The sequence below is a fragment of the Roseovarius atlanticus genome (assembly GCF_019802205.1).
GTDB lineage: Bacteria > Pseudomonadota > Alphaproteobacteria > Rhodobacterales > Rhodobacteraceae > Roseovarius > Roseovarius atlanticus_A.
The window spans coordinates 533890-550712 of sequence record NZ_JAHVHQ010000002.1 but is presented as its reverse complement, the minus strand read 5'-3'; the positions used below and the strand labels follow the sequence as shown (position 1 = coordinate 550712).

Genomic DNA, 16823 nt, shown 5'->3' with positions numbered 1-16823 from the left:
AAACATCCGCAATCGGGGGTCGAAACGCATGATGAACCGCTCCATCCTAGCCATCGCAACCGTCGTTATGGGCCTGACCGTGTCAAGCCTGTTCGCCGGACGCGCCCTATCGCAGCAGGCACAGGGGCCGGTGCCAGTCGTGGTTGTCACCTTGCAGGCGAAGACGGTGACGCTGACCTCGACGCTTCCGGGGCGGGTGGCCGCGTCGGCGGAGGCGGAGGTGCGTCCGCAGGTCAACGGGATCATCACGGAACGGCTGTTCCGGGAAGGCGCCTTTGTCGAGGCCGGCGACGCGCTGTATCGCATCGATTCCGCCACCTATTCCGCCGCGGTCGAACAGGCCCAGGCGGCGGTGACGCAGGCGCGGGTGCAGCTGGATGCGGCGGAGGTCGAGGCCGAACGGCTGGTGGAACTGCGCGAGCGCAACGTGACGAGCGAGCGGGCCTTCGACGAGGCGAAGGCGGTGCGGGACACCGCCGCGGCCGCGCTGGAGGTGGCCGAGGCGCAGTTGCGCTCGGCGGAGATCGAGCTGGAACGCACCACGATCAAGGCCCGCCTTTCGGGCGAGATCGGCCTGGCGCGGACCAGCCCCGGCGCGCTGGTGACGGCCAGCCAGGCCGAGCCGCTTGCCGTGATCCGGGAGATCGACCCGGTCTACGTGGACGTGACCCAGTCGGCTGCCGACCTGCTGCGGTGGACGCGCGGACAGACCGAGGACAAACTGAGCAATGCCGATACAACGGTGCGGCTGACGCTGGCGGACGGGTCGGAATATGACGAGACCGGCACGATCACCGCCGCGGAGCCGAACGTGGATCCGCAGACCGGCGTGGTGGTGCTGCGCCTGCAGTTCGACAATCCCGACCGGCTGCTCTTGCCGGGGATGTACGTTCAGGTCGAGATGCCTGTCGGTACCGCCGAGGACGTGCTGCTGGTGCCGCAGGAAGCGGTGCAGCGCGACCGGCGCGGGCGCCCGTTCACATGGGTTGTGACGGCCGAGAATGTGGTCGAGGAGCGCCAGGTGAGCATCCTTCAGGACCGCGGTGCCGACTGGGTGGTCAACGGCGGCCTGCAGGACGGCGACCGCGTGGTCGTCGCCGGGTTCCAGAAGACCGGCGTCGGTGCCACCGTGGCCCCCGAGGAACGCCCGGCCCCCGAGGCCGAGGCGACCGGAGACGCAACCGGCGACGCAACCGAAGAGCCCGCAGAGGCGGGCGAGAAGACATCCCCATAAGGATCATTTCCCATGGCGCGCTTTTTCATTGATCGCCCGGTCTTTGCCTGGGTCATCGCGATCCTGATCATGGGGGTCGGGGTTCTGGCGATCCGCATCCTGCCGATTGCGCAGTACCCGGAAATCGCGCCGCCTTCGGTCTCGATCAACGCGACCTATCCCGGCGCCTCTGCCGAGACGGTGGCCAACACGGTGACGCAGGTCATCGAACAGCAGATGACCGGGCTGGACGGGTTGCGGTATTTCTCGTCCAACTCGACATCGGCGGGGCAGTCGAGCATCACGCTGACCTTCGAGACCGGCACGGATGCCGATATCGCGCAGGTGCAGGTGCAGAACAAGCTGTCGCGTGCCACGCCGCTGTTGCCGGAAACGGTTCAGCGGCAGGGTGTGACGGTGGAGAAATCCTCGGCCGGCTTCCTGATGGTGATCGGGATGATCTCGCGCGGGGACGGGTTCGACCAGGTGGACCTGTCGGATTACATGGTCACCAACCTTGTCGACGAGCTGAGCCGGGTCGAGGGGGTCGGGTCGGTCCAGGTGTTCGGCGCGCAATACGCGATGCGGATCTGGCTGGATCCGTCCAAGCTGGCCGCCTTCGAACTGACGCCTGCCGACGTGGTGAACGCCGTGTCGGCGCAGAACGCCCAGATTTCGGCGGGGGCGTTCGGCACCCGGCCGACGGTCGAGGGGCAGCAGCTGAATGCCACGATCACCGCGCAGTCGCTGCTGACCTCGCCCGAGGATTTCCGGCAGATCGTCCTGCGGGCCGAGACCGATGGCGGGCTGGTGCTGCTGGACGATGTGGCACGTGTCGAGATCGGTGCCGAGAACTATGCCACCATCGCGCGTTTCAACCAGGACCCGGCTGCGGGCCTTGCGGTCAGCCTGGCCCCCGGGGCCAACGCGCTGGACACCGCCGAGGCGGTGAAGGCGCGGATGGCCGAATTCGCGGAGTTCTTTCCCGAAGGCGTGGAATACGTCATTCCCTATGACACCACGCCCTTCGTGCTGATCTCGATCGAGGAAGTGATCAAGACGCTGTTCGAGGCGATCATCCTGGTCTTCCTGGTGATGTTCCTGTTCATGCAGAACCTGCGCGCGACGCTTATTCCGACGCTGGCGGTGCCGGTGGTCCTGCTGGGCACCTTCGGCGTTCTGGCGGCGGCCGGGTTCACCATCAACACGCTGACGATGCTGGCCATGGTGCTGGCGATCGGCCTCTTGGTCGACGACGCCATCGTGGTGGTCGAGAATGTCGAGCGGATCATGGAGGAAGAGGGTCTGCCGCCCCGCGAGGCGACCTACAAGTCGATGGGGCAGATCACCGGCGCGCTGATCGGGATCGCGCTGGTGCTGTCGGCGGTGTTCGTGCCGATGGCGTTCTTTCCCGGCTCGACCGGGGTGATCTACAAGCAGTTCGCGATCACGATCGTGTCGGCGATGGCGCTGTCGGTGGTGGTGGCGTTGACCCTGACGCCCGCGCTGTGCGCGACGATCCTGAAGCACAAGCACCGCGACAAGTCGAAAGGCGCGTTCGGCTGGTTCAACCGCGGGTTCGACGCGGTGCTGAAGCGCTATGGCGGCACCGTCGCCTGGAGCGTCAAGCGGCCTTTCCGGGTGGGGCTGGTCTATCTGGCGCTTGCGGTCGCGATGGCCTTCCTGTTCACGCGCACGCCGACCGGGTTCCTGCCGGAAGAGGACCAGGGCATCCTCTTCACCCTGATCCAGACACCGACCGGCGCCACCGCGGAGCGAACGCTGGATGTCCTGGAGCAGGTCGAGGAGTATTACCTGACCCAGGAGACGGAGACGGTGAATTCGATGTTCGGCGTCGTCGGGTTCAGCTTTGCCGGCAGCGGCCAGAACATGGGCATCGCCTTTGTGCAGCTGAAGGACTGGGACGAGCGCAAGTCGCCGGATCAGAGCGTGCAGGCCCTGGCGGGACGGGCCTATGGCGCGCTCAGCGGGATCAGGGACGCGATGGTGTTCCCGATCGTGCCGCCCTCGGTGATCGAGCTTGGCAACGTGTCGGGCTTTGACGTGTACCTCCAGGCGCGCGGGGGGCAGAGCCACGAGGAATTGCTGCAGGCCCGCAACCAGCTTCTGGGTATGGCCGCGCAAAGCGAGCTGATCGCGTCGGCCCGGCCCAACGGGCTGGAGGACGCGTCGCAGTTCAACCTGGATATCGACTGGCGCAAGGCGGGCGCGATGGGCGTGACGGCCAGCGACGTCGGTCAGCTGCTGACGGTGGCCTGGGCCGGGTCCTACGTGAACGACTTCATCGACCAGGGCCGGATCAAGCGCGTCTACGTGCAGGGCGACGCGCCCGATCGCGCGATTCCGTCCGACATCGACAAGTGGCGGGTGCGCAATGCCAGCGGCGGCCTGGTGCCGTTCTCGAATTTCGCGAAGGGCTCGTGGAACTACGGCCCGCAGGGTCTCTACCGCTTCAACGGCATCCCGTCGATGCAGTTGCAGGGCGCGCCGGCCCCCGGGGTGTCGACCGGCGCGGCGATGGCCGAGATGGAGCGCCTGGCCGCGGAGCTGCCGCCGGGTTTCGCGCTGTCCTGGACCGGCTTGTCGCTGGAGGAACGGCAATCGGGCAACCAGGCGCCGCTGCTCTATGCGCTATCGCTCGCGGCGGTGTTCCTGTCGCTTGCGGCCCTCTATGAAAGCTGGTCGATCCCGTTCGCGGTCATGCTGGCCATGCCGATCGGTGTCGTGGGCGCGTTGTCGGCGGCCTTCTTCGGCGGATTCGACAACGGCGTCTTCTTCCAGGTCGGGCTGCTGACCGTGATCGGCCTGACCGGCAAGAACGCGATCCTGATCGTGGAGTTCGCGCGCGACAGGCACGTGGCGGGTGAGCGCGTGATCGACGCGGTGGTCGAGGCGGCAAGGCAACGCTTTCGCCCGATCATCATGACCTCGATGGCGTTCTCGCTGGGGGTTCTGCCGCTGGTGCTGAGTTCCGGCGCGGGGTCCGGCGGGCGCAACGCGATCGGGTCGGGTGTTCTGGGCGGCACGATTTCCGGCACGGTGCTCGGCGTCATTTTCGTGCCGCTGTTCTTCGTGATCGTGACCAGGTTGTTCAGGTTCGGACGCGGTTCCGCCAAAGGCACCGACGCGGGATAGGGGCGGGCCGGGGTTCACTCGTGATCGCCATGCTCTGAACGGGCAGGCGGCCGCTGTGCCGCGACGCTCCCGTTCCGCGACGGGGTCACGTTCCGGAGTTTCCGCCCGCTGCGGCGCTTGTTCGACAGGGCCTGTCCTGGGTGACCCATGGCGGCGTGACGCGCGCTGCCGGCGAGGGCCGGAGACGTCGAGACTCATCCTGAGTTTCTGATTTCAGTGGTGAGCCGTGCAGGATTCGAACCTGCGACCCACTGATTAAAGGTCTGAAACCTGATGTTTCACGTGACTTACCGATTTTTTGCCTCGTCGCAAGGCAATGGGCAGGTGTTGATATTTTTCGCGCCTGATAAACTGGGTAAAATTGGCTTAGAAGGACAATTGTCTTAAAGATGCCAAGCCTGCTCCGAGAAAGCCGGAAAAAGAAAATCCGAAAGAAGATCATCATGTTGCTCGGTTTATACTTCGGAGAGCGAGTTGAGGGGACATTGCTTTGTGACGACGCTGGTTCATGAACAAAGACCAGTTGACTGGAAGTTCCTTAAGAATACGATGACTTTGAGTACCAATAACGGAACGCGAGCGGAACATATGCGGGATAAAGTCGGACCATTTGCGGCCAATCGAGTCATTGAAGGAAGTTGCCTTGATTTGGTTGCAGAACTGCCGGATGAAAGCGTTGACGTATTAGTCACCAGTCCGCCTTACTGGGGACAACGTACTTCGTTAGGTTTAGGGACCGAGAGCGATCCACGTCAATACCTCGAGTTCCTGACTTCGTTTTTCACAGCTTTTTTGCCCAAGCTGAAAAAACAGGGAATTGTTTGGATCAATATTGGCGACGCGTATAACACCCCGGTGAATTGGCGGCTGGATGATCGCAAGTACAGTTCGCTTGGCGCGGAAAAAAGTGGGTTGGATTTCGAAAATAGCGCGTACACGAAGCCCAGAGCGAAACGTAAGGCCTTCATTGAAAAAGATACTGGATGGTTAACCTACGGAAATTTACTTTCGCTACCCAACCGGCTGGTAATAGGTCTTTCCGATAACGGCTACCTTTATCGTGGTGAAGTTATTTGGCGGAAGCGTAATGCTATGCCAGAGGGACGGTGCCGTAGGCCACATCGTCAGCACGAACCAATATACCTTCTTGCGCGAGATGAGCGTCATGCTTTTTGCGTATCCCCGCCAGTACCTTCGGTATGGGAATTTTCCAACGAAAAGATAGAAGGTCCGGCTCACTTTTCTCGCTTCCCAGAAGAACTACCTCGACGTTGCATCAAGGCGTATGGTAAGCACGGTTCTGATGTGGTGGTTCTTGACCCCTTCTCAGGTTCCGGCACGACAGGCTTCGCTGCATTGCGCGCAGGATGTACCTACTTGGGATTTGAAATCGATCCTGAGCAAGTGGAAGCCTCCAACAATCGCCTTAAGGGGATTGAGAGAAGTTCCGTTATTCAATGTCAGTGATGCTATAGCTTTGAAAGAATGAAGCGAGTAAAGGCGTCATCAGGGTTCTGAAAGTCGCATACTTGGATCCTTCGCTCAACAGGAACTCCTGCCTCAGTTGGGTTTGTGTTTCGGTTGTATGAGAAGCAACCAGTGAAATACCCCTCGTCCTCAATATCCATTCTTTTGGCGCTGCGGTTTCCAACTGCAACTCCAAGTTCCCCCCGGTTTCGTGGTGTGGCTGACGGCATGCTTTTGCAGTCCATAGTCCACAACGGCGAAAGGTAGCCCGCCTTCGAAAGAGCATTACTCATCGGCACGTCATCAGTTCTACGTTCAGCAAAGCTGGCTTTCACATTAACCACGCCCATGAAGTCGCCTGTCTTGCCGTTGCTGATCACTACGTCAATTTTGTCGGCCTCAATTCGATCCCCAACATCAAGATTGTCGACGATAGCCTGTGTTGTTGCTCTGTCTGCAATAAAAAGGTTCACACCATTGGATCTAAGAAATGGGCCATAGTGCCTGACTAGCACTTCTTCCAGCGCCCAGCCGCCGGTCCGTTTCCAGCTTTGAGCAAAGTCGAGGCGCGCGTAGGTCGCAGGATGATTGTAAGGGTCGCAATACGCTCGATAAACCAGAAACCACCACAGGTCTGAAGGATTCGCGTGCGGCCATGTATTTACGCTTCGAATAAACGCGTTGGCGACGGCATTTGTCTTAATGGCTTCCTTTGCGATCTCGTCAGCTGTTGCCAGTCGACTAAGAGTGTCACGCATTGTCTTTACGACATCTTCAAACTGGTCGAGTGTGGCGTTAGGCAATGTGTATCGCGCATCGAAATTTGCATAGCGAAAAAAAACGGTAAGATTATCGCCGTCCGGTTCCGCAAAGATCGTACGTTCAACTTCGGCGGTTTCCGGATGATCTGGTAGTCCTTCGAATAATTCAGGCAAGCTCGATCCCATTTCGTGAAGCATTGCCAAAAGCATGTCGATACTCGGAACCGTTGTGCCGCTTTCGAAACGGGAAACCCACCCCGGTCCCAAAATCATTCGCTCTTCAAGTTCTGTTTCGGTTATCTTATTATTTTCCCTAAGCGTTTTTAGGCGATCCAATACACTGTCGAGATACCCCATCTGCTTATTCAATTGACTAACTCCTTCGGCGATACACCGAGGGCGATGGCAATTTTGTATATGTTTACGAGACTTACATTTCGCTCACCGCGTTCAACGCTTCCAATGTATGTTCTGTCCAAACCGCACATATCAGCAAGGTCTTCTTGTGAGTGACCCTTCGCTTTACGGAACCTTCGAACCTGTTCGCCAAACACCTTTTTGATGCTATGTTCATCGCCCTCATCCATGCGACGAAGCAACTCAGATGATGCAATTAAGTCTACGGACTATAAGTATCTTTTTTCGCGTAGATGATTGTGTTCGGGATGCATTAAGTCTCAAAAAGCCGAACTTGACCCATTGTGGCTACCTAAGGTTTGAGACTTTTTCACGCAGTCGAACAAGGTTGAATGATCCCACCAGAAAACCTTGCTCTGGCACGAGCGATAGGATTTGAACCATAAGGCAAATTTGGCCTGTACTTGCGCTATGAAGTTGCGTCCTATGCGCATCCTAGCAATCGATTGCAGCGTCGCGGCGCTGGCTAAGTCATTGGAAACAGTGGTGAGCCGTGCAGGATTCGAACCTGCGACCCACTGATTAAAAGTCAGTTGCTCTACCAACTGAGCTAACGGCCCACTAGGCGGCCTATCTAGAAAGAGGGGAGAGGGGGGTCAAGCCCCAATTGCACGGAATTTTCCGCTGTGGCTGGATTCGTCTGCGCGGGGGCTTTATATGCGCGGCCATGAGCGTTGCGCAGGATACCGGATTGCCCTTCATGAAGATGCACGGGCTGGGAAACGACTTTGTCGTCGTGGACGGCCGTGCGCATGAGGTGGAGGTGACGCCGGGGCTGGCGCGGGCCATTGGCGACCGGCATCGCGGGATCGGATTCGACCAGCTGGCGGTGATCCGCGAGGGTGCGGGCGATGCGCATCTGGAGTTCTGGAACAGCGATGGCACGACGGCCGCCGCCTGCGGAAACGCGACGCGCTGCATTGCGCGGTATCTGCTGGACGAGACGGGCAAGGAACGCCTGCACCTGACCACGGCGCGGGGGAATCTCTATGCCGTCGATGCGGGGGACGGGCTGACCTCGGTGAACATGGGCGCGCCATTCCTGGACTGGCAGGGCGTGCCGCTGGCCGAGGAGATGGACACGCTGGAACTGCCCATCGAGGGCGGGCCAGTGGCGACCGGCATGGGCAATCCGCATTGCACCTTCTTCGTCGACGCCGCCGAGGCGATTCCGCTGGAAAACTTCGGCCCACGCTACGAGCATCATCCGCTGTTTCCCGAGCGCACCAACGTACAGGTGGCCAGCATCATTGGCCCCGATCACATCCGGATGCGGGTGTGGGAGCGGGGCGTGGGTCTGACGCTGGCCTCGGGGTCGTCGTCTTGTGCGGTCGCCGTGGCGGCGGCGCGGCGGGGGCTGACGGGGCGGGATGTGCGGATCGACCTGGATGGCGGGACGCTGCGGGTGGAGTGGCGCGAGGATGGCGTGTGGATGACCGGACCGACGATGCATGTCTGCGACGGGGTGCTGACGGCGGATTTCCTGAGGGCTGCGTCATGAGCGCGCCAGTTTTCACCACGCTGGGCTGTCGGCTGAACGCCTACGAGACGGAAGCGATGAAGGAGCTGGCCGGCGCGGTCGGGCTGGAGAACGCCGTGGTGGTGAACACCTGTGCCGTGACCGCCGAGGCGGTGCGCAAGGCGCGGCAGGAGATTCGCAAGCTGCGGCGCGAGAACCCGGAGGCGCGGCTGATCGTGACGGGCTGCGCGGCGCAGACGGAACCCGAGACGTTTTCCGCCATGGCCGAGGTGGACGCCGTGATCGGCAATACCGAGAAGATGGTGCGCGGCACCTGGGCCGGTCTGGCGGCCGATTTCATCGGCGAGACCGAGGCCGTGCAGGTCGACGACATCATGAGCGTGACCGAGACGGCGGGGCATCTGATCGACGGGTTCGGCACGCGGAGCCGGGCCTATGTCCAGGTGCAGAACGGCTGCGATCATCGCTGTACCTTCTGCATCATCCCCTATGGCCGGGGCAATTCGCGCAGCGTGCCGGCGGGGGTGGTGGTGGACCAGATAAAGCGGCTGGTCGACCAGGGCTATAACGAGGTGGTGCTGACCGGCGTCGACCTGACAAGCTGGGGCGCGGACCTGCCGGCGGAGCCGCGCTTGGGTGACCTGGTGATGCGGATCCTGAAGCTGGTGCCGGACCTGCCTCGGTTGCGGATTTCCTCGATCGATTCGATCGAGGTGGACGAGAACCTGATGCGGGCGATTGCCACCGAAAGCCGTCTGATGCCGCATCTGCATCTGAGCCTGCAGCATGGTGACGACCTGATCCTGAAGCGGATGAAGCGGCGGCATTTGCGGGACGATGCGATCCGGTTTGCCGAGGAGGCGCGTGCGCTGCGGCCCGACATGACCTTTGGCGCGGACATCATCGCCGGATTTCCGACCGAGACCGAAGCGGCGTTCGAGAACTCGCTGCGGCTGGTCGAGGAGTGCGGGCTGACCTGGCTGCATGTCTTTCCCTACAGCCCCCGGCCGGGCACGCCGGCGGCGCGGATGCCGCAAGTGGACGGGCGGGCGATCAAGGACCGTGCGGCACGGTTGCGGGCGGCGGGGGAGGCGCGGGTGGCGCGGCACCTGGACGAACAGCAGGGGCGGGTGCACCGGGTTCTGCTGGAAAATGCGCGGATGGGGCGGACCGAGCAGTTCACCGAGGTGACGTTCGGCAGCGACCAGCCCGAGGGGCAGATCGTGTCGGCGCGCGTGACCGGGCATGACGCGGCGCGGCTGACGGCGGACCCGGCCTTGTGCTAGTCTGAGGGCGGTCGGTCCTCGGGAGGCGCACATGCAGACGCAGGAAGTTATCGAAAAGGCTGTGGAGGCCTATGCCGGTGGGGATACCGCCGCGCTGGACGCGCTGTTGGACGAGGATTTGCGGTATCGGATCAACGGCCAGCCGGATTGCGGGACGTTCACCTGCGACGTGACGGGCAAGGCGGCGTTCTATGACGCGGTGGGCGGGATCCTGGCGCGGTGGGAGATCACCGGCTACCGGATCGTGGACCTGATCGTGAGCGACGGGCGGGCGGCGGCGCAGGTGGCGCACGGGGCGACTCACAAGGGCACGGGGCGGCAGTTCGAGACGCGGCTGGCGCTGTTCCTTGCGGTGCGGGACGGCAGGATCACCGAGATCGTGGAGTATCACGACACCGCCGCGCTGGCGCGGGAGGCGTGACGGGCCGCAATTGTGACGGGGACAATTCTTTGCTGGCCTTGAGCGGCGCCGCCGCGACATGGTGAGCGCGAAGGAGACCCGCCATGCATCCCAACCCGATCTTTCGCCAGACGCCCGAGGCACGGAACATCGCATTCGCGCGGGCGCAGGCGTTCGGAATGCTGGCGGTCGGGGTCGAGGGGGCGCCGTTGCTGGCTCATGTGCCGTTCCTTTTGACGGAGGATGGGGCGGTGGCGGAGTTTCACCTGGTGCGGTCGAACCCGATTGCGCGGGCGCTCTCTGCGCCCTTGTGCGCGCGGCTCGCGGTGGTGGGGCCTTACTCTTATGTGTCGCCGGACTGGTACGGGGCGGAGGACCAGGTGCCGACCTGGAACTACGTGGCGGTGCACCTGGTGGGCGAGGTCGAGCTGCGCCCCGAGGACGAGCTGCGCGACCTGCTCGACCGGCAATCGGCGCATTTCGAGGATCAGCTGTTGCCGAAGGCGCCCTGGACATCCGACAAGATGACGCCGGACGTGATGGCGCGGATGATGCGGCAGATCGTGCCCTGCCGGATGCGGGTGGACGAGATCCACGGCACCTGGAAGCTGAACCAGAACAAGGACGATGACGTGCGGCTGCGGGCCGCCGACGCGGTGGAGGCGTCGGGGATGGGCGTCGAGGTCGGGGCACTCGCGGCGCTGATGCGGGATGCGAAAGGCTAGACCGCTGGACCGGGCGCCATGAAGGGCGTAGCGTCCGGAAAAACCGGAAGGACATGAACGATGCAACTGATTTCCGCGAAACCGTCGCCCTATGTGCGCAAGGTGAAGGTGACCCTGATCGAGACCGGGCTGATCGACGAGGTCGAGATGCTCGAGGTGTCGACCACGCCGGTGGCGACCGATGCCACCGTGGCGGCGGCCAACCCGGTGGGCAAGATCCCGGCGCTGATCCGGGACGAGGGGCCGACGCTCTATGACAGCCGGGTGATCTGTCGCTACCTGGATGCGCGGGCGGCGACGAAGCTGTATCCGCAAGGCCGGATCTGGGAGACGCTGACGCTGGAGGCGACGGCCGACGGCGTCCTGGATGCGGCGCTGGCGATGGTCTACGAACGGCGGGTGCGGCCCGAGAACATGGTGTACGAGCCGTGGATCGAGGCGCAGTGGGAGAAGGTCGCGCGCAGCGTGGCGGCGATCAACGCGCGGTGGATGAGCCATCTGCGCGGGCCGCTGGACGCGGGGCAGATCGCGGTGGGCTGTGCGCTGGGCTACCTGGATTTCAGGCTGGGCGACCGGGGCTGGCGCAAGGGCAACGACGCGCTGGCCGACTGGTTCAAGGCGTTTGCCGAGCGCGAAAGCATGACGGCCACCGCGCCCGAGTGACTCACGGTCTTCAGCCGGGAAGACCGTCGATCTTTTCAATTCTGTCCAGCGCGTCGTCCCAATCGGCGCGGCTGGCGTGACAGATATGCGCGTCGGGCCGCAGGCCGACCGGGGTGTCGAGACACCCGGCAGGTACCACGAGCAAGCCGCTGTCCTTTGAGGTGTATGGCAGCGCCGATCCGCAGGTCTTGCAGAAGCTTTTGGCGTGCCGGGTTGCGGGCAAGACGTAGTGCTGAATTCTGTCCGCGCCCGACACCCAGGTCAGGCTGGCGCCTGATGCGAACAGGTTTGCCGCATGGGCCGAACCGCTGCCCTTGCGGCACCGTGCGCAATGGCAGAGGAAAAAGCTGTCGAACGCCCCCGAAATACGGAAGCTGACCGCGCCGCAAAGGCACTGGCCGGTTGACGGATTGTCCATGCGCGAACCTTTCCAAACGGCGACAGCGTGATGCGTAACGCCGGCCGCACCCGGGGTCAAACGGAAGGCCCGGGGGCTGTGCCCGGGCCATTCCATGTGGTTCAGGTCAGCAGGCGCCGCAGCGGCGGGATGCGGGAGATGACCAGCACGTCGAGCGCGATGACCCCGATCAGCGTGAGGCCCGCCAGCGGGAAGGCCAGGGACACCAGCAGCCCCACCAGCACCGCGCCGGACCAGAGCGGCATGTTCGAGGGCATCGGCGGCGGGGCGAGGCGGGCGCTGCCTGAGGGGCGGCGTTTCCACCACATCACCACCGCCGTGACGCAGAGCATCAGGACCGTGAGGCAGAAGGCGGTGTTGGCCAGAACGCTCCAGAGGCCCAGCGTGCCCATGTGCAGGGCGATGCCCACGGCCATGGCCTTGCCCGCCAGCGAGTAATCCTCGTAGCGGATATCGGCGAGGATGCGGCCGGTGTAGCGGTCCACATGCGTGGTGCGGTCGGTGGTGGGGTTCACGTCGTCGGTGTTCATCGAATCCCGTCCGAAGGTGTAGACGCCGGTTTTGCCCGAGGGCAGGTTCATCTGGTAGCGCCCGTCAAAGCCGATCCGGCGGGCGAGCGCATCCATGCTGTCGATATTGACCGGGGTGCCGGGGGCGAGCCCGTCGGTGCCGGCCATGCTGCCCGAGGCGGGCAGGGGCGTCTGTTCCAGCACCCAGGGCACGTCGGCGCGGCCGGCGTTGAGGCTGGCATGGGTGGCGTCGGAGAGGGGGACATTGTCCCATTTCTCGGCGGGGAACTGGCTCCAGGCCTGGACCATCTTCGCGCCCCAGATGCCGGTCCACGAGAGGCCCGAGAGCAGGAAGAAGATCAGGATGATCGAGATCCAGAAGCCGGCGGCGCCGTGGAGGGCACGCCAGCCGGCGCGACCTTTGCCAAGCCGGGGCATCAGAGCCTCGCGCCAGGTGCCGCCGCCGCGGGGCCACCACATGTAAAGGCCGGTAGCGATCAGGACCATGCCGATCGACGCGGCGATTTCCAGCATCCGGTCGCCGGTGACGCCAAGCCTGATGTCGCTGTGCAGGTTGTCGGCAAAGTCGTACCAGCCGCTGCGGCGTGGCCAGCTTTGGATGACCTGGGCGGTGTAGGGATCGACGGCGACCATCTGCGGGCCGGTGGCATCGTCGACGCGGAAGACGGCGGCGACATCGTCGGTGCGGGGTGCGATATAGGCGCGCAGCTCGCCCTCGGGGATGGCGGCGAGGGCGGCCTTGGCCTGATCCGAGACGGCGGTGGGCGCCTCCAGCGCGGTGACCGGGATGCGTTCGCCGTCGCGCCCGTCGAGATGCGCGATCCAGAGCATCATCATGCCGGTGATGGCCAGAAGGACGAAGAAGGGGATGACGTAGAGCCCGGCGTAGAAGTGCCAGCGCCACGCGGCGCGGTAGAGTTTCTGCGGATCATGCGCAGCGGTCGGGACCGCGCCCATGGGAGTGGGGTCGGAAACCATGTGGTTCTCCTTTGAAATGAAGCAGTTGGTAAAGTGCGATCAGATCAAAGGTAGGCGGGGGGTGCGCGCGGGTGCGCCGGGGGGAAGCCGGGGCGCGGAAGCGGCGCTGCCGCGTGGTTCAGGACGGCGTCGCGATGGGTGGCGCGGATCGGGCGCGCCGCAAGGATCGGGGCCGTGACCGGATCGGCGGCCTTGGCATGGGTGACCCAGGGGCAGGGCACGTCCTCGGCCTCGACCGGGGTGCCGGTTTCGTCGACGGTGATGCTGAGCTGGGCATCGCCGGTACACAGCACGACGGTGATGCCGCCGGGCTGGAACTGGGGCATGGTGCCCGGCGCGAAGGACGAAAAGGTGGTGAAGACGGAAACGAACGCCCAGAGCAGCACCAGGCCGATGCTGCGTGTCGCGCCGGAGCGGGGAGGGCGTTTCGGTTTCATGTGGGGTCAATAGCGCGCCCCGGCGGGGGCGCGCCAGATCTTAGAAGCTGTAGCTGATGCCGACATTGACCGCGTGGGTCAGCAGGTCGGTTCTGAGTTTGCCGTCAGGCTGGCCGGGATCGCCGTCGATGGTGATGTCGTTCTCGGAATAGGTCATCTGGTATTCGCCGAAGAGCGCCCAGCGGTCGGTGAAATTGTACTTGATGCCGGCGATGCCGCGCACCGCGACGCCCGTGTTCTCGTAGTCGAAGGTCCGGTTGGTGGCGCCCACGGCGAGCGCGTCGACATGCGGGACGGCGACGCCGAGACCGCCGCCGACATAGGGCGTGAACCGGCCCTGGTTGAAGGCGCCGGGCCAGCGTTTCATGACGTTGGCGGTGAAGATGTTGTGGCCGTCCGACAGCTCGAACCGGGTCAGGCCGACGGCAGCGGCGTCACCGGCAGGCATGTAGGCCTTGGTGTGCGTGCCTTCGAGGCCGAAGCCCCAGTTGGTGTCGGTCCAGTACATCGCGCGGCCGCCGTAATAGATGGGCGCGTCGAAGGGCTTGCCTTCCCAGCCGATGTTGCGGTTGAACGCGCCGCCGCCGTTGGGCAGGACGCCACTGGCCGAGCTTTCGCTCGCGCCTTGCGCGCCAAGATAGAAGCTGAGTTCGATCTCGGCGGCGGCGGGGCTGGCCATCGCGACGAGGGCAAAGAGGGAAACACGAACGGAATTCAGCATGATACTGGCCTTTTCAGCGACAGGTCGGGTCGCGCCGTGCTTACACCCGCTGTTCAGACGCCACAAGCGCGACACAAGAGCACCCTCGTCAAATGATTGGCATTGTGCACTGGACGCCTCAGTCATCGTTGGATAATAACCCGATTGACCGCGGCACGGGGAGTCGTCCGTTCGCCGCTTGCGGGAGTTTGCCGAGAAGGCTCAGACAGATTGGAGATTGGCTCGTGTCCCACGCAGAAGATCACGAAGGCACACGCAGAGATTTCATCTACTACGCGACCGGCGGCGCCGGCGCCGTGGCGGTCGGGGCAGCCGTTTGGCCGCTGATCGACCAGATGAACCCCTCTGCAGACGTTCAGGCGCTCAGCTCGATCCGGGTGGACGTGTCCGGCGTCGACCAGGGCTCGCAGCTTACGGTGAAATGGCTGGGCAAGCCGGTTTTCATCCGCCGCCGCACCGAGGCCGAGATCGAGGCCGCGCGTGACGTGGATGTCTCGAGCCTGCCGGACCCGATTGCCCGGAACGAGAACCTGCAAGGCGAGGCCGAAGCCACCGACCAGAACCGCGCGCTGGACGAGACCGGCGAGTGGCTGGTGCAGATCGGCGTCTGCACGCACCTGGGTTGCGTGCCGCTGAGCAATGCCGGCGATTACGTGCTGGACAGCGGCGTGGGCGGCTGGTTCTGCCCCTGCCACGGGTCGCACTACGACACGGCTGGCCGCATCCGCAAAGGACCCGCGCCGGAGAACCTGCCGGTGCCGGTGGCCGAATTCGTCGATGAAACGACCGTTAAGCTGGGATAAGGAATAACAACGATGGCTGGAATTCCTCACGACCATTACGAACCGAAAACCGGCGGTGAAAAGTGGCTGAACCGCCGCCTTCCCATTGTCGGTCTTCTTTACGACACCATCATGATTCCCACGCCCAAGAACCTGAACTGGATGTGGATCTGGGGCATCGTGCTGACCTTCTGCCTGGCGTTGCAGATCATCACCGGCATCGTTCTGGTCATGCATTACACGCCGCATGTCGACTACGCGTTCGCGTCGATCGAGCACATCATGCGCAACGTCAACGGCGGGCACATGATCCGGTACCTGCACATGAACGGCGCTTCGCTGTTCTTCTTCGCGGTCTACCTGCACATCTTCCGCGGTCTCTATTACGGGTCCTACAAGGCCCCGCGCGAGATCACATGGATCGTGGGCATGCTGATCTACCTGATGATGATGGGCACGGCCTTCATGGGGTACGTGCTGCCCTGGGGTCAGATGTCGTTCTGGGGGGCCACGGTGATTACCGGCCTCTTCGGGGCGATCCCACTGATCGGTGAGCCGATCCAGACCTGGCTCTTGGGTGGTCCGGCGGTGGACAACGCCACGCTGAACCGCTTTTTCAGCCTGCATTACCTGCTGCCCTTCGTGATTGCCGCGCTGGTCGCGGTCCATATCTGGGCGTTCCACACCACGGGCAACAACAACCCCACGGGTGTCGAAGTGCGCCGCACCTCGAAGGCCGAGGCCGAGAAGGACACGGTTCCGTTCTGGCCCTACTTCGTGATCAAGGACCTGTTTGCGCTGGCCGTGATCCTGGCGGTGTTCTTTGCCATCGTGGGCTTCATGCCGAACTACCTGGGCCACCCCGACAACTATATCGAGGCCAACGCCCTGGCGACGCCGGCGCATATCGTGCCCGAATGGTATTTCCTGCCGTTCTACGCGATCCTGCGGGCGTTCACGTCGGAAGTGTGGGTGGTGCAGTTTGCATCGTTCATCACCGGCGGCATCATCGACGCCAAGTTCTTCGGCGTGCTGGCCATGTTCGGCGCAATCGCCGTGATGGCGCTGGCGCCGTGGCTGGACACCTCGATGGTGCGGTCGGGCCGGTATCGTCCGATGTTCAAGTGGTGGTTCTGGCTGCTGGCGCTCGACTTCGTCGTGCTGATGTGGCTGGGCGCGCGTCCGGCGGAAGAGCCCTATGCGACCTACTCGCTGATCGCGTCGGCCTACTGGTTCGCCTACTTCCTGATCATCCTGCCCCTGCTGGGCGTGATCGAGAAACCGTTGCCGCAGCCCGAGACCATCGAGGCGGATTTCGAGGCGCACAAGGCGGCAAGCGGCGGCACGGCCACTGTTGCCAGCCCGGCCGAGTAAGAGAAAGGACGAGGC

At 63.4% G+C, this 16823-nt stretch carries 16 protein-coding genes and 1 tRNA gene; 10 read left to right on the top strand and 7 right to left on the bottom strand.

What is annotated here, in order from left to right; translation table 11 throughout:
- The first annotated feature begins 31 nt into the window (after window positions 1–31).
- The 3 genes from KUV49_RS02845 to KUV49_RS02835 all read left to right on the top strand — a co-directional run bounded on the left by KUV49_RS02845 (window position 32) and on the right by KUV49_RS02835 (window position 5836).
- On the top strand, window positions 32–1234 hold the full coding sequence (locus KUV49_RS02845; protein ID WP_410000777.1) for an efflux RND transporter periplasmic adaptor subunit: 1203 nt from the start codon (window positions 32–34) through the stop codon (window positions 1232–1234).
- A 12-nt stretch (window positions 1235–1246) separates the two neighbouring features.
- Window positions 1247–4369, top strand: a complete 3123-nt coding sequence (locus KUV49_RS02840) for an efflux RND transporter permease subunit (protein WP_222451525.1) — start codon at window positions 1247–1249, stop codon at window positions 4367–4369.
- 492 nt (window positions 4370–4861) lie between these two features.
- Complete coding sequence (locus KUV49_RS02835; protein WP_222451524.1) at window positions 4862–5836, top strand: DNA-methyltransferase; 975 nt, start codon at window positions 4862–4864, stop codon at window positions 5834–5836.
- A 2-nt stretch (window positions 5837–5838) separates the two neighbouring features.
- Here KUV49_RS02835 and KUV49_RS02830 read toward each other — a convergent pair whose 3' ends face one another.
- The 3 genes from KUV49_RS02830 to KUV49_RS02820 all read right to left on the bottom strand — a co-directional run bounded on the left by KUV49_RS02830 (window position 5839) and on the right by KUV49_RS02820 (window position 7574).
- A complete protein-coding gene (locus tag KUV49_RS02830; RefSeq protein ID WP_222451523.1) occupies window positions 5839–6966 on the bottom strand; it encodes a helix-turn-helix domain-containing protein in 1128 nt (375 codons plus the stop codon).
- Entirely contained in the window at window positions 6963–7184 is a 222-nt protein-coding gene (locus KUV49_RS02825; RefSeq protein ID WP_222451522.1) for a helix-turn-helix domain-containing protein, read from the bottom strand. The genes KUV49_RS02830 and KUV49_RS02825 overlap by 4 nt, the downstream gene beginning before the upstream one ends.
- Window positions 7185–7498: 314 nt before the next feature.
- Window positions 7499–7574: transfer RNA gene (locus KUV49_RS02820), tRNA-Lys, on the bottom strand.
- Window positions 7575–7681: 107 nt separating this feature from the next.
- Between KUV49_RS02820 and dapF the strand changes: the two genes are divergently transcribed.
- From dapF to KUV49_RS02795, 5 genes are all read left to right on the top strand, one after another.
- On the top strand, window positions 7682–8515 hold the full coding sequence (dapF, locus tag KUV49_RS02815; RefSeq protein ID WP_222451521.1) for a diaminopimelate epimerase: 834 nt from the start codon (window positions 7682–7684) through the stop codon (window positions 8513–8515).
- Window positions 8512–9780 (top strand): tRNA (N(6)-L-threonylcarbamoyladenosine(37)-C(2))-methylthiotransferase MtaB, encoded by a 1269-nt coding sequence (gene mtaB, locus KUV49_RS02810; RefSeq protein WP_222451520.1) that lies wholly within the window; start codon window positions 8512–8514, stop codon window positions 9778–9780. The genes dapF and mtaB overlap by 4 nt, the downstream gene beginning before the upstream one ends.
- A gap of 31 nt (window positions 9781–9811) precedes the next feature.
- On the top strand, window positions 9812–10201 hold the full coding sequence (locus KUV49_RS02805) for a nuclear transport factor 2 family protein (protein WP_222451519.1): 390 nt from the start codon (window positions 9812–9814) through the stop codon (window positions 10199–10201).
- 83 nt (window positions 10202–10284) lie between these two features.
- The gene (locus tag KUV49_RS02800; protein WP_222451518.1) at window positions 10285–10905 is read left to right on the top strand and encodes an FMN-binding negative transcriptional regulator; all 621 of its coding nucleotides are present in this window, start codon (window positions 10285–10287) and stop codon (window positions 10903–10905) included.
- A gap of 60 nt (window positions 10906–10965) precedes the next feature.
- Complete coding sequence (locus KUV49_RS02795; protein WP_222451517.1) at window positions 10966–11568, top strand: glutathione S-transferase family protein; 603 nt, start codon at window positions 10966–10968, stop codon at window positions 11566–11568.
- Window positions 11569–11578: 10 nt separating this feature from the next.
- Here KUV49_RS02795 and KUV49_RS02790 read toward each other — a convergent pair whose 3' ends face one another.
- From KUV49_RS02790 to KUV49_RS02775, 4 genes are all read right to left on the bottom strand, one after another.
- The gene (locus tag KUV49_RS02790; RefSeq protein ID WP_222451516.1) at window positions 11579–11986 is read right to left on the bottom strand and encodes a GFA family protein; all 408 of its coding nucleotides are present in this window, start codon (window positions 11984–11986) and stop codon (window positions 11579–11581) included.
- 101 nt (window positions 11987–12087) lie between these two features.
- Entirely contained in the window at window positions 12088–13494 is a 1407-nt protein-coding gene (locus KUV49_RS02785; protein ID WP_261391453.1) for a PepSY-associated TM helix domain-containing protein, read from the bottom strand.
- Between the two features lie 44 nt (window positions 13495–13538).
- Entirely contained in the window at window positions 13539–13931 is a 393-nt protein-coding gene (locus KUV49_RS02780) for a hypothetical protein (protein WP_222451515.1), read from the bottom strand.
- Window positions 13932–13971: 40 nt separating this feature from the next.
- Window positions 13972–14652, bottom strand: a complete 681-nt coding sequence (locus KUV49_RS02775; RefSeq protein WP_222451514.1) for an outer membrane protein — start codon at window positions 14650–14652, stop codon at window positions 13972–13974.
- Window positions 14653–14876: 224 nt separating this feature from the next.
- Here KUV49_RS02775 and petA point away from each other — a divergent pair, with 224 nt between their 5' ends.
- Together petA and petB are read left to right on the top strand one after the other, a co-directional pair.
- Complete coding sequence (petA, locus tag KUV49_RS02770; RefSeq protein ID WP_222451513.1) at window positions 14877–15455, top strand: ubiquinol-cytochrome c reductase iron-sulfur subunit; 579 nt, start codon at window positions 14877–14879, stop codon at window positions 15453–15455.
- A gap of 12 nt (window positions 15456–15467) precedes the next feature.
- Window positions 15468–16808, top strand: a complete 1341-nt coding sequence (gene petB, locus KUV49_RS02765) for a cytochrome b (protein WP_222451512.1) — start codon at window positions 15468–15470, stop codon at window positions 16806–16808.
- Window positions 16809–16823 lie beyond the last annotated feature (15 nt).